We start from the raw sequence: 13,197 nt of genomic DNA on the forward strand, positions 1-13,197 counted from the left end.
CATGATAAACGAAACGGGAGGCTTTTGCCCCCCGTTCCGGGTCAATTAGGCTTTGGCGCGCTGTTCCAGAATCGCAACAGCCGGCAGAACCTTGCCTTCTACGAACTCCAGGAAGGCGCCGCCGCCAGTGGAGATGTAGGAGACTTTGTCAGCGATGCCGAACTTGTCGATGGCAGCCAGGGTGTCACCACCGCCAGCGATGGAGAAGGCAGGAGAAGCAGCGATGGCTTCGGCGATAACTTTGGTGCCTTCAGCGAACTGGTCGAACTCGAATACACCGACCGGGCCGTTCCACAGGATGGTCTTGGCATTCATGATGATGTCAGCCAGAGCCTTGGCAGAATCCGGGCCGATGTCGAAGATCATGTCGCCGTCGGTCACGTCAGCAACAGACTTGATGGTAGCCGGAGTGGACTCGGAGAACTCGGCACCTACAACCACGTCGGTGGTCACAGGAATGTTGGTCTCGGCAGCCAGTTTTTTGGCGGTGTCGATCAGGTCGTGTTCGCACAGGGACTTGCCGACGTTGTGACCGGCAGCAGCGATGAAGGTGTTGGCGATGCCACCACCGACAACCAGCTGGTCAGCGATCTTGGAGAGGGATTCCAGAACGGTCAGCTTGGTGGAGACCTTGGAGCCGCCAACGATGGCAACCATCGGGCGCTCGGGCTTCAGCATGGCTTTGCCCAGAGCTTCCAGTTCACCCGCCAGCAGCGGACCGGCACAGGCGACCGGTGCGAACTGGGCCACACCGTAGGTGGAGCCTTCAGCGCGGTGAGCAGTACCGAACGCATCCATTACAAAGACGTCACACAGGGCGGCGTATTTTTTGGCCAGCTCTTCGGTGTTCTTCTTCTCGCCTTTGTTGAAGCGGCAGTTTTCCAGCACAACCAGCTCACCGGCAGCGACTTCTACGCCATCCAGGTAATCCTTGGCCAGGGTCACCTTGCAGGACAGAGCGTCTTTCAGATAGTTGACAACCGGAGCCAGGGAGAATTCTTCGTTGTATTCACCCTCGGTCGGACGACCCAGGTGGGAGGTGATCATCAGCTTGGCGCCCTTTTCCAGAGCCAGCTTGATGGTCGGCAGAGTCGCAACGATACGTGCATCGGAGGTGACCTTGCCGTCTTTTACCGGTACGTTCAGGTCAGCACGGATCAGAACGCGTTTACCCGCCAGATCCAGGTCAGTCATCTTGATAACAGACATATTCAGTCCTCTATATTTTCCAGGTAATGTTAAAAACAGTAACCTTGTCCCCGGGGCAGGCTCAGCCTGCAACCATCATGGCCCGGGTGGTATCCAGCATCCGGTTTGCGAAGCCCCATTCGTTATCGCACCACATCAACATCTTGACGAGGTTGGCATCGCTCACCCGAGTCTGGGTACCATCAATGATGCAGGAGTGTGCATCATGATTGAAGTCTACGGAGACCAGAGGTTCTTCCGTGTAATCCAGAATACCGTGTAATGTACCTCTGGATGCCCGTTGCAGGGCTTGATTTACGTCAGTAACTGTCACTTTTTTACGAACAGTAATACTGAGATCCATCGCTGTTACATTGATGGTCGGCACCCGCACCGCGATCGCCTCGAACTTGCCGGCGAAGTGGGGCAGGATACGCTCCAGCCCCTTTGCCAGCTTGGTATCCACCGGAATGATGGACTGACTGGCAGCGCGGGTTCGGCGCAAGTCACTGTGGTAGGCATCGATGACTTGCTGATCATGCATGGCCGAATGAATTGTCGTAATAGTACCACAATTTATCTCGAATTCTCGATGCAATGTTTCAATCACCGGCACCACGCAGTTGGTGGTACAGGAGGCGTTGGAGACGATCCGCTCCGCTCCGGTGAGGGTATGATGGTTGACCCCGTAGACCACGGTGGCATCCACATCCGCATCCGCCGGGTGGGAGAAGAGCACCTTGCCCGCCCCCGCCGCCAGATGCAGCTCGGCATCAACCCGCGAGCCGAATACCCCGGTGCAATCGAGCACCACATCGACCCCCAGCGCCCGCCACGGCAGCTTTGACGGATCCCGCTCGGCAAACAGGGAGATGAGATCCTCCCCCACCAGCATGCTGCTGCCCGCCAGCTGTACCGGATGGTGGAAACGACCGTGACTGGTATCGTAACGGGTCAGGTGCACCATGGCCTCGGGGGCCGCCAGCTCGTTGATGGCGACGATCTTGATGGTCTTGTCGCGCCCGCTTTCATAGAGGGCTCGCAACACGTTGCGACCGATCCGCCCGTAACCATTGATGGCAATCTTGATCATCGAGAATCCGTTTCCTTGAACCAGCAACAGGGCGGCACACCGGCCGCCCGGGGGCCCCGGCTACGACAGCAGGGCCTCCTTGAATTCACCGCGGGCCAGCAGTGCGGCCCCGAATACCCCGGCACTGTCGCCAAGGGCAGGAGCAATAATGGGGGTTGCGAAGCGGGGATTAAAGAGGAAGGGCAAAATTGTCTGTCGCCCGGCGCTGTAAAGGCTCTGCACATTGCCCACCCCGCCGCCGATGACAATCACATCCGGGTCGAGAATATTGACCACGTTGGCCAGCGCCTGACCAAACAGCAGGTGCAACCGATCGATGGTGAGCTTGGCCACATGATCGTGGGCGGTGGCAGCCGCGATTTGCGCCAGCGAGAGGCGACGCTTGGCCTTGGCCTCATACCAGGCCTCCAGCGCCGGGCCGCTGATCAGGGTCTCGACGCAGCCGTGCTTGCCACAGTAGCACTCGGGGCCGTCGGGGGAGAGCACATTGTGGCCCCACTCACCGGCAATGCCGTGATGACCATTGAGAATGCGGCCGTTGATGACGATGCCGGAGCCGACCCCGGTACCCATGATGATGCCGAACACCACTTTCGCATCGGGATGGTGCTGGCGCACCGCACCAAGATGGGTTTCTGCCAGCGCAAAGCAGTTGGCATCGTTGGCGATCAGCACCGGCACGCCGAGCCGGCGCTCCAGATCCTCCTTGAACGGCTTGCCGTTAAGCTCGGTGGTATTGCAGTTCTTCATCAGGCCGGTTTGCGGATCCCGCGCCCCCGGCGTGCCCATGCCGATGACGGTCGGGCGCTGGCCAATCTTCTCGGCGCACTCAGCTACCAGCTTGGCGATCTGGCCGATCATATGGTCATAACCGCCCGCTCGCTCGGTGGGGATGCGGTGGCGCAGCAGCACCTCATCGCCATCCAGCACCACGCATTCGCACTTGGTACCGCCAAGATCGATACCCCAATCCAGTGATTTGCCGCTCATCTTGCCTCCTGCACGGGCGCCACACTCTCATCGTCGCAGCGCCATTTTTTAATGTAAAACGGGGCCTTGCGGCCCCGGATATCAATCAGTTTCTCTTCGCTCGCCCCGGCCTTAGCGGCCGTGATACTGGGCGGAGAGCTCGTGTACCGCGTTGACGAACACACCGGCGTGTTCCGGGTTCACATCCTGATGGATGCCGTGGCCGAGGTTGAATACGTGGCCATTGCCGTGACCGAAACCGGCCAGAATGGAGGCGACCTCTTCACGGATGCGAGCCGGAGTGGCGTAGAGCATGGAGGGATCCATGTTGCCCTGCAGCGCCACCTTGTCGCCGACCCGACGCTTGGCGTCGGCAATGTCGGTGGTCCAGTCCAGACCCAGCGCATCGCAACCGGTGGCGGCAATCTGCTCCAGCCACTGACCGCCGTTCTTGGTGAACAGGGTGACCGGCACGCGGCGACCGTCGTGCTCGCGGATCAGGCCATCGACAATCTTGTGCATGTACTGCAGGGAGAAGTCGCGGTAATCGCGCGGGGTGAGCACGCCGCCCCAGGTGTCGAACACCATGACCGCCTGGGCACCCGCCTTGATCTGGGCGTTGAGGTAAGCAATCACGCTGTCGGCCAGCTTGTCGAGCAGCAGGTGCAGGGTTTGCGGCTCTGCGTACATCATCTGCTTGATCTTGGTGAATGCCTTGGAGCTGCCCCCCTCCACCATGTAGGTGGCCAGGGTCCATGGGCTGCCGGAGAAGCCGATCAGCGGCACTTCGCCCTTCAGCTCGCGGCGGATGGTACGCACCGCATTCATCACGTAGCCCAGCCCATCTTCCGGGTCCGGAATGGGCAGCGCCTGCACGTCGGCCATGGAGGTGATCGGGCGCTCGAAGCGCGGGCCTTCACCCTGCTCGAAGTAGAGACCCAGCCCCATGGCATCGGGCACGGTCAGGATGTCGGAGAAGAGGATGGCGGCATCGAGCGGGTAGCGGCGCAGCGGCTGCAGGGTGACTTCACAGGCCAGCTCTGCATTGCGGCACAGAGACATGAAATCCCCCGCCTGGGCGCGAGTCGCCTTGTATTCCGGCAGATAGCGCCCTGCCTGGCGCATCATCCATACCGGCGTCATGTCTACATCCTGACGCAGCAAAGCGCGCAGGTATCGATCGTTCTTCAGCTCTTTCATCCCAGTTCCTGAATTCATATCACGCATAAAATGGCGGTCATAATACCACTTTGCCCAGTCAAGCGGACTGCCCCAAACGTGGCAAATGGGCGCGCGGTTGCAAAGATGTGAAGGGGCGCAAACCAGAGAGCCCCGTTTGTAACCAGTCAGTGCCAACAGCGTGGCGAAAATATAAGCGCTGTTACACCTCGTCCGTGAGCGACAACTCGATCAGCTGCCGGGCGATGGTGCCGTGTGGCGGCAAGCGCGGCAGCCGGTCGGCGGCAAAGAACGCGGCGGCCACCAGTTCGTCATCCTGCACCTTGATCTCACCGCTCTCGTAGTCGGCGGTAAAGCCCATCATCAGGCTGTGAGGGAATGGCCAAGGCTGGCTTGCCACATAGCGCACATTGCGCACCCGGATGCCGCTCTCCTCGAACACCTCCCGAGCCACGCACTGCTCGAGGTTCTCCCCCGCCTCCACAAAGCCGGCCAGCACGGTATACATGGGATCATCCGCCTGATAGTGACGGCGATGGGCCGCCAGCAGGATCTCCGGCCCCTTGCGCACCGCCACGATAATGCAGGGGGAGATGCGCGGATAGACGCTGTGCCCCTGGTGGCACACCTGCGCCCACTCCCCCGCCTTCGGGGTCATGGGGGCGCCGCACTCGCCGCAGAAACGGTGGGTACGGCGGAAGGTGGCGAGCTGCCAGGCACGGCCCGCGAGGCGAAAGCCCTCTTCATCCCCCGCCACCATCAGCTGGCGCAACGTCGCCATCGCTGCGGTGTCGGCCTCATCACCCAGATCCAGCAGGTAGCAGGGCAGTCCCTGCCACTCATCGAAGCGGTCGAAATGGGCATCAGCCAGCTCAGCCGGCAGACACGCTTTACTGCCCTGTGGCACCTCTCCCTGCTGATCGAGCTGTACCAGATGATCGCCCCCCAGCACGAACCAGCGGGCTTGTTCGGTTAATGACATCAGATGAACACTCTCACTTAAGTCCAACTACACAAAGTCCAGTTAAACAGAACCCAAGCCACGGCTGGCCGACCAAGGGGCAAACGCCGCGCGAATGGCTCCCATCTTACGACCAGCACGGGTCGCTGACGACCCCGCCGTGGCCGATTGTCCCATTCGTAAAAAACGGATGGCGCAAATAAAGGGGCCGCCCGAAGGCGGCCTGCTGTCAATCACTCTCTCGCTGCGCCGATCAGGCATCGCCCATCGCCAGCAGGGAGGCGTTGCCGCCCACCGCCGTGGTGTTGATGGTACGGGTCTTCTCGGTAACGAAGCGGCTCAGATAGTGGGGGCCACCCGCCTTGGGGCCGGTGCCGGAGAGTCCCTGCCCGCCGAACGGCTGCACCCCGACCATGGCGCCGATCTGGTTGCGGTTGATGTAGACGTTGCCCACGTTGATGCGGCTCGCCAGCTCCTCCGCGTGGGATTCGTTGCGGCTGTGGATCCCGAGCGTCAGACCGTAGCCGGTGCCGTTGATGTCGCCGATCACCTTGTCCAGATCCCGGGTGGCGTAGCGCACCACGTGCAGGATGGGGCCGAACTGCTCCTTGACCAGCTCGCGGATGGAGCCGATCTCCAGCGCGGTCGGCTGGACAAAGTGCCCTTCCATGGTCGCAGCCGGCATCGGCGCCTGCGCAATCAGGCGAGTGCGGGGCACCATGTAGGCGAGGTGAGCATCGAGACCGGCCTTGGCATCGGCGTCGATCACCGGGCCGACATCGGTGTTGTGTTCGGCCGGGTTGCCCACTTTGAGCTCCTGCATGGCGCCGGTGAGGATCTCTAGCACCCGCTCTGCAATCTCCTCCTGCAGATAGAGCACCCGCAGGGCCGAGCAGCGCTGACCGGCGCTCTGAAAGGCTGCGCTTACCACGTCGCGCACTACCTGCTCCGGCAGTGCGGTGGAGTCGACGATCATGGCGTTCTGGCCGCCGGTCTCGGCGATCAGTGGCAAAATTGCACCATCGCGCTGGGCCAGGGTCATGTTGATCAGCTTGGCGGTCTCGGTGGAGCCGGTGAAGCAGACGCCGCCAATGCGCGGATCGGCTGTCAACTTGGCGCCGACGGTGGCACCGTCACCGGGCAGCAGCTGCAGCACGTCGCCCGGAATACCGGCCTGATGGGCCAGCGTCACCGCTAGATGGGCGATAAGGCCGGTCTGCTCCGCCGGTTTGGCGATAACGGTGTTGCCGGTGGCCAGCGCAGCAGCAATTTGGCCGAGGAAGATCGCCAGCGGGAAGTTCCACGGGCTGATGCAGACAAAGACACCGCGCCCCTGCAGGAACAGCTCGTTCTGCTCGCCGGTGTAGCCGGGCAACAGGGTCGCCTGCCCCATAAGGCCGCGGGCCTGCACCGCGTAGTAGCGGCAGAAATCGACCGCTTCACGCACCTCGTCGATGCCATCTTGCAGCAGCTTGCCCGCCTCGCGGGTACAGAGGGAGACAAACAGCTCGCGTTTCGCTTCCAGCAGATCCGCCAGCTTCTCCAGCGCGGCGGCACGCTCGCTCACCGGGGTTTCGCGCCAGCGCGGGAAGGCTGCGTGGGCCGAAGCCAAGGCTTGCTCCACCGCCTGCTCGTCGGCCCAGTGGATCTTGCCGACGGTGAGGCTCACATCCTGCGGGCTCAGCACGGTACGTGCCTCGCTGCGCTTGAGGGTCTCGCCATCGACGATAGGGCCCGCCAGCCACTGCTTGCTCTCCAGCTCTTTCAAGCGGGCGAAGAAGGGGCGCTGGATGGAGAGGATGTTCATGTTGACGCCGCTGGAGTTCTTGCGGTCGGTGAAGAGGTTCACCGGCTGCGGAATGCGGTCGTTAGCAAAGCCGGAGTAGCGCTTGAGGGTGCGCAGCGGATGCTCGGCCAGCGAATCCACCGGGGTGTTGGGATCCACCAGCTTGTGAACGAAGGAGGTGTTGGCCCCATTCTCCAGCAGGCGGCGCACCAGATAGGGCAGCAGATCCTTGTGCGCGCCGACCGGCGCATAGATGCGGCAGTGCAGGCCGGGATTATCGTTCAGCACCGCGTTGTGCAGCTCCTCCCCCATGCCGTGCAGGCGCTGGAATTCAAACTGGCGATCACCGGCCATCTCCAGAATGCTGACCACGGTATTGGCATTGTGGGTGGCAAACTGGGGGGCGATAAAGCCGCGGGTCGGCTCGCTCAGCAGGTAGCGGGCACAGGCGAGGTAGGAGATATCGGTGCCCGCCTTGCGGGTAAAGAGCGGGTAGCCGGGCAGGCCCGCCTGTTGGGCATATTTCAGTTCGCTGTCCCAGTAGGCGCCTTTTACCAAGCGCACCGGAATGAGGTCACCCTGCTCACGGGCCAGCGCGGTCAGCCAGCAGAGTACCGGCAGCGCGCGCTTGGAGTAAGCCTGCACCACCATGCCGAGCTTGCCCCAGCCACGGTTGGCGTCGGAGCGGTAGAGCTGCTCGAACAGATCCAGCGACAGCTCAAGGCGGTCCATCTCCTCGGCATCGATGCTGATGGCCACATCCTTGTCGCGGGCCAGCCGTACCAGTCCCACCAGCCGCTCGCACATCTCGCCAAGCACCCGTTCGCGGTTCGCCACGTCATAGCGCGGATGGAGTGCCGAGAGCTTGATGGAGATGGAGGGGGCCGGGCCGCCGTCGCTGATCCGCTCGTTGCCGACCGCCTCGATGGCGTTGCGGTAATCGGTCAGATACTTGTCGGCATCCTGCATGGTCAGCGCCGATTCGCCCAGCATGTCGTAGGTGTGGGTGTAGCCCAGCTCGCGAGATTTGCGGCTCGCCTTGAGCGCCTCTTTCATGTCGCGCCCCAGCACGAACTGCTTGCCCATGATCTTCATGGCGGCGTACATGGCAGAGCGCACTACCGGCTCCCCCAGCTTGTTGACCATGCGCCCCAGCAGGTTGGCCGGGTTGCCGTCGAGCTTTTTGTCGAGCTTGATGATCTTGCCGGTCAGCATCAGCCCCCAGGTGGAGGCGTTGACCAGGGTGGAATCGCTCTTGCGGAAATGGGATGACCAGTTGGCGCCGGAGAGCTTGTCCTTGATCAGGGCGTCGGCGGTCTCGGCATCAGGAATGCGCAGCAGCGCCTCGGCCAGACACATCAGGATAATCCCCTCCTGGGTATCCAGGCTGTACTCCTGCAGGAAGGCGTCGATACCGTCACCGGAGCCGCTCTCCTTGCGCACCTTGGTCACCAGAGTACGGGCACGCTGGGTCACCTGCTCCAGCGAGGCGCCATCCCCCGGCAGCATGGCCGACAGTTCGGCCAGATAGGCATTTTCATCCACCACGTAGTTTTGGGTGATGGCTTCGCGCAGGGCGGCCAGATCGGAGGGGATATAGTCAGCGGCAAGCACTTGAGTAGCTTTGAACATATGGGGTCTTCCTGTACGCCCTAAGGCTGATATCGACAAAGGCGGTCGCGCCGCCGAAACGCCGATAATGTATACAATGTTGCGCCCTATATGAAATGAATTTGTTGCCAATCTTTAACAAAAATCGCTCATTCATCCCATAAATTCCCTTTTGAAGCCAGCCTGCCAGTAAACATGAGGGTCATCTGACTTCATTTTGTATACGATCTGCCACCGCCCTGTCGCAAAGCAGCCACGCATCCCGTCCAATACCGGGTGTCCCCATTGCGCCCAAAAAAGAAGGGCCGCCACGGCGACCCTTCTCATCAATTCATTCAGCCAGATGCTGTCAGTTCATCCAGCGATCGCCGCGGCTGCGACGACGGGGCAGCATCGGCAACAGGATACCAAGCAAGAGCCCCGCCCCCACCATGGCGCCACCACGGATAAACCAGTCCATCTGCATGTCGTGTTCCTGGTTGTCGTAGCTCTGGGTCAGGGCATCATTCTGCTCTTTGAGATTGCTCATCTCCTCACCCTGACTGACCAGCTGGGCCTTGAGGGCGGCGATCTCCTTGCTCTGGGCTGCGATCTGGCCATCCTTCTCGGTGAAGCGTTGCTCGTTGTCACCGTTGAGGTTCTGCAGGCGGTCTTTAAGCTCGTCCCGCTCTTTTTCCACCTGGGGCAGACGCTCGCGCAAGCTGATCTGGCTCTGCAGTTCGCTGTTTTTGATCCACCCCTCGCGGCCACGACCGTCCACCACCTGGGTGAAACCGGCCTCGCTGTTCACCGCCTTTACCTCCAGCGGTTCACCAGCCTTGACGCTGCCAAGGATCCGGTACTGGGTACCCGGGCCATTGTGGATATAGGTAAAGATGTTGTCTGAAACATAACGGGTATCGGCCAGTGCCTGTTGGGCACAAAAGCAGATCAAAATCCCGAGAAGGGCGCGCATGGTCGATCGATTCTCTTTTTCAGGTTTGGACAAGAGGTTGAATGTTAAGCCGCCAGCAGGTTAAAGGACAAGCAAAGAAAAAGCACCTCCCCCACTCAGCCACAACCGATAGCTGGGAGCTGGCTCGCAACTTGCGCTCCCGTGCGACAACCTTACTTCTTCTTGAGTTCGCGCACTTCGTCTCGCAGTGCCCGCAACTCGCGCAACAGCTCCTCTTGCTGGCTATTGTAGTGATGGCGCCACTTGTCGGTTTCGCTCTCTTTGGCCGGTTGCAAAAAGATACTGGCCATAAAACCGCTGATGGCACCAAACAGGCCGACCCCGAACAGGATCAGCAGACTGGCGACAAAGCGCCCCTCCTCGGTCTTGGGCACCAGATCGCCATAACCGACGGTGGAGAGGGTCACCAGCGTCCACCAGAAAGCGTCGTAAGGTGTCTGGATCTGGCTACCCGGTTCACCGGCTTCAATCCAGTACATGACGCCGGAGCCCACCCCCAGCAGCAGGAAGAACAGAAACAGGATACCGGAGAGGGTGGTCTCGTTGCGCTCACGACGGAACATGGCCCAGAGATCGGGGTGCTCCTTGAACAACTGATAGACCCGCCACAGCTGGAGCAGACGGGCCCAGCGCAACTGCTCCACCATCGGCAGACTGCCCGGCAGATAGATCCAGTTGGCCATGAAAAAAGCCTTGCGATCGGGCGCCCGCAGCCAGCCATAAGCAAAATGCGCGAGGAAGAAGTAACAGATCAGGCTGTCGATGTCATAGAAAAACTGCAGGGTCTGCGGCGTGAGGGTCTCCTGGCCCCACCAGCGGGCCGTCACCAGCAGGACCGAGACTATCGACAGAAATGCCATCAGCAGATCCATCGCTCGCAGGTGAGTTAAGTGATGTCGCATACATTTTCCAACTTTAAGCACAGTGCAAATTAATAAAAGAGAAGATAATGCCGATAGTCCTGAGGGAAAAGGAAAAAACGTCTTTTAAAAGGAGAATGACAATGCAGCTGAACCTGCTGGAGAAAAGAATGAGCAACATCCGGTTGGTACCCAAAGTGGTGCTGCTGATGGTGTTCAGTACCCTCCTGCTACTGACAAAACTCTGGTTTGACGCTAACAATCTGGAAGCGACCCTGCTCAACGAAGGGCTCGATCCCGCCAAGGCGGATGCGATCTCCAATCGCCTGCTCTGGACCGGCCTGATGGAGACCGCCATCATGGGGCTGCTGTTCGTGATCCTGCTGTTCACCGGCTCCCGCCTGATGGTCAAGCAGGTACACTATCTGGTGGGCCTGCTGGATCGCTTCGCCAAGCGGGACCTCAGCCACAAGGTACTGCTCAAGTCTCGTGACGAATTCGGTGACATCGCCAAGGCGGTCTCCCACTCGCAGGAGAACCTCAAAGAGGTATTTGGCAACCAGCGCGCCGCCTGCAAGGAGCTCAACGACATCGCCTCCCAGGTGACCCTTTGCATGGAAGAGGCCAACGAAGCGATCAACGAAGAGTTCACCCAGATTGAACAGCTGGCCAGCGCCATGAGCCAGATGGTCGGCGCCATTCGCGAAGTGGCCGCCCATGCGGATCAGGCCTCTCACGCCACCGCCGAAACCAGCCAACTGGCGGAAGAGGGGAGCCGCTGCGTCGCCGACACCGTTAGCACCATCGATACCCTCTCCGGCAACATCCAGCGCTCCGCCACCGTGGTCAATCAGGTGGAGCAGGGGGTCGAGCGTATTGGATCTGTGGTCGACACCATTCGCGGCATCTCGGAACAGACCAACCTGCTGGCACTGAACGCCGCCATCGAAGCGGCTCGCGCCGGTGAAGCGGGTCGTGGCTTTGCCGTGGTGGCCTCCGAAGTGCGCGAGCTGGCCAACCGGGCTCAGGCCGCCACCGTCGAGATCCAGAAGATGATCGAACAGCTGCAGGGCAATGCCCATCAGGCTGGCGAGCTGATGGCCCAAAGCGTACAGCAGGCCGACAAGGGGGTGGAACAGGTGACCCAGGCCGGTACCCAGCTCGCCACCATAGTGCAGCGGGTACAGGGTGTCGCCGACATGAACCGCCACATCGCCGCCGCCTCCGAACAACAAAGCTCGGTCGCCGAAGAGATGCGCGGCAATCTGGAGCAGGTCAAGCAGATCGCCGAAGGCTCCGTCGTGGTGCTGCGCGAGCTACAAGAGGCCTCCGAGCTGGTCGAGCAGCACAGCCAGGAGCTCGACAGCCAGATCCAGTCCTTCAAGCTGGCGTGACCACAGCGCATAGACAGAAAGGCCCTGAGGGACCTTTCTCATTTCTGACCCACGGCAAGGAGCCAACATGCAGCAGAGCACTATGCACTCACCCATCGAGATCAGTGACGACAAGGAGCGGCTCGGTGTGCCGCTGATCCACCGTTTTTTATGACGATGTCCCAATTACGTGTTGCATGGGGTGCCCCAGCGCCTCATGCAAACACGCTTTGATATTCACTCCCCTTCCGTCGAGCCATCCACGCTTTCAACCGATGGTGATACCCATTCACGTGCTGGATGTGATACGCACCGACCACTCGCTCCCCCTGACGATTGTGCACCACCTGACGGGTCACCCCCTGTGTCTGTCTGAAACTGGCATACACACCCGCGCCATCACTACACAGCACCGCTTCCGGTGACTCCAGCGGCTTCAAGACCGCTATCACCGTCTCGGCATTCATCTGCTCCATCTGAAAATCCGCATGGTGGCCTGCCCGGTCTTGCTCCACCATCACCGAGATGTAATCCGACCCGGTGCCACGGGTTCGCCTTTTACCACCGCGACTATGTGGCGGGCGCGGCAGTCCCCGACTCCAGCCCCAAGGCGTCAGTTGAGCAGAATCGGCCTGACAATGAGGACAACCGCTGCATGCCGGTAACTGGTTATTGAGCGAGGTAATGGTGTGGGGGGCAGTGAGTTCCTGCTGAGCAACACGGCACTGGCGCAAGGTTAACCGGGGAAAAAGAGACAACAGGTGTTGAAAGGCAGGGGTATCCCTGATGACATACCTCAAGGTGATGACCTACTTCAAGATTAGCCTTTCAACACGTAATTGGGACATAGCCTTTTTTATCGGAAGTGAGCCCGCATACCGTTCCTTTGCAGGAGGCTGTAGATACGCGCTGAGTAAACGGCAGATACGACAAAGCATCGCAGCGCGATGTAATGGGCAATTTCGAATAGGGATTGGTGGACTTCGAGGAGAAAAATTTGGAGCGGGAAACGAGACTCGAACTCGCGACCCCGACCTTGGCAAGGTCGTGCTCTACCAACTGAGCTATTCCCGCATCGGAATATCACTTACAAATGTTTGGAGCGGGAAACGAGACTCGAACTCGCGACCCCGACCTTGGCAAGGTCGTGCTCTACCAACTGAGCTATTCCCGCAACAGAATGTCATCTGCAAGTGATTGGAGCGGGAAACGAGACTCGAAC

At 60.4% G+C, this 13,197-nt stretch carries 9 protein-coding genes, 2 tRNA genes and 1 pseudogene; 1 reads left to right on the forward strand and 11 read right to left on the reverse strand.

Annotated features, from left to right (window positions below):
* Positions 1-45 precede the first annotated feature (45 nt).
* From ACW5W8_RS19930 to ACW5W8_RS19965, 8 genes are all read right to left on the reverse strand, one after another.
* A complete protein-coding gene (locus tag ACW5W8_RS19930; protein ID WP_498629826.1) occupies positions 46-1,209 on the reverse strand; it encodes a phosphoglycerate kinase in 1,164 nt (387 codons plus the stop codon).
* Positions 1,210-1,270: 61 nt separating this feature from the next.
* Positions 1,271-2,281, reverse strand: a complete 1,011-nt coding sequence (gene epd / locus ACW5W8_RS19935) for an erythrose-4-phosphate dehydrogenase (protein ID WP_498629828.1) — start codon at positions 2,279-2,281, stop codon at positions 1,271-1,273.
* 60 nt (positions 2,282-2,341) lie between these two features.
* Positions 2,342-3,271 carry an ROK family protein gene (locus ACW5W8_RS19940; protein ID WP_498629830.1) on the reverse strand — a complete coding sequence of 310 codons (930 nt, stop codon included), beginning with the start codon at positions 3,269-3,271 and terminating at the stop codon, positions 2,342-2,344.
* 111 nt (positions 3,272-3,382) lie between these two features.
* A complete protein-coding gene (gene hemE, locus ACW5W8_RS19945; protein ID WP_498629832.1) occupies positions 3,383-4,450 on the reverse strand; it encodes a uroporphyrinogen decarboxylase in 1,068 nt (355 codons plus the stop codon).
* A 181-nt stretch (positions 4,451-4,631) separates the two neighbouring features.
* On the reverse strand, positions 4,632-5,411 hold the full coding sequence (gene nudC / locus ACW5W8_RS19950) for an NAD(+) diphosphatase (RefSeq protein ID WP_498629834.1): 780 nt from the start codon (positions 5,409-5,411) through the stop codon (positions 4,632-4,634).
* Positions 5,412-5,643: 232 nt separating this feature from the next.
* Positions 5,644-8,808: a bifunctional proline dehydrogenase/L-glutamate gamma-semialdehyde dehydrogenase PutA gene (putA, locus tag ACW5W8_RS19955; protein ID WP_498629836.1), complete on the reverse strand. Its 3,165-nt coding sequence runs from the start codon at positions 8,806-8,808 to the stop codon at positions 5,644-5,646.
* Between the two features lie 328 nt (positions 8,809-9,136).
* A complete protein-coding gene (locus tag ACW5W8_RS19960; protein ID WP_498629838.1) occupies positions 9,137-9,742 on the reverse strand; it encodes a TIGR04211 family SH3 domain-containing protein in 606 nt (201 codons plus the stop codon).
* A 152-nt stretch (positions 9,743-9,894) separates the two neighbouring features.
* Complete coding sequence (locus ACW5W8_RS19965) at positions 9,895-10,644, reverse strand: potassium channel family protein (RefSeq protein ID WP_498629840.1); 750 nt, start codon at positions 10,642-10,644, stop codon at positions 9,895-9,897.
* Between the two features lie 101 nt (positions 10,645-10,745).
* Here ACW5W8_RS19965 and ACW5W8_RS19970 point away from each other — a divergent pair, with 101 nt between their 5' ends.
* Complete coding sequence (locus tag ACW5W8_RS19970) at positions 10,746-11,996, forward strand: methyl-accepting chemotaxis protein (RefSeq protein ID WP_498629842.1); 1,251 nt, start codon at positions 10,746-10,748, stop codon at positions 11,994-11,996.
* Positions 11,997-12,144: 148 nt separating this feature from the next.
* Here ACW5W8_RS19970 and ACW5W8_RS19975 read toward each other — a convergent pair.
* The 3 genes and pseudogenes from ACW5W8_RS19975 to ACW5W8_RS19985 form a co-directional block, all read right to left on the reverse strand.
* Positions 12,145-12,763 (reverse strand): annotated as a pseudogene (locus ACW5W8_RS19975) (IS1595 family transposase).
* Positions 12,764-12,973: 210 nt separating this feature from the next.
* A tRNA-Gly gene (locus tag ACW5W8_RS19980) sits at positions 12,974-13,049 on the reverse strand.
* 24 nt (positions 13,050-13,073) lie between these two features.
* A tRNA-Gly gene (locus tag ACW5W8_RS19985) sits at positions 13,074-13,149 on the reverse strand.
* Between the last annotated feature and the right edge of the window lie 48 nt (positions 13,150-13,197).

It is taken from the genome of Aeromonas aquatilis (assembly GCF_054052405.1).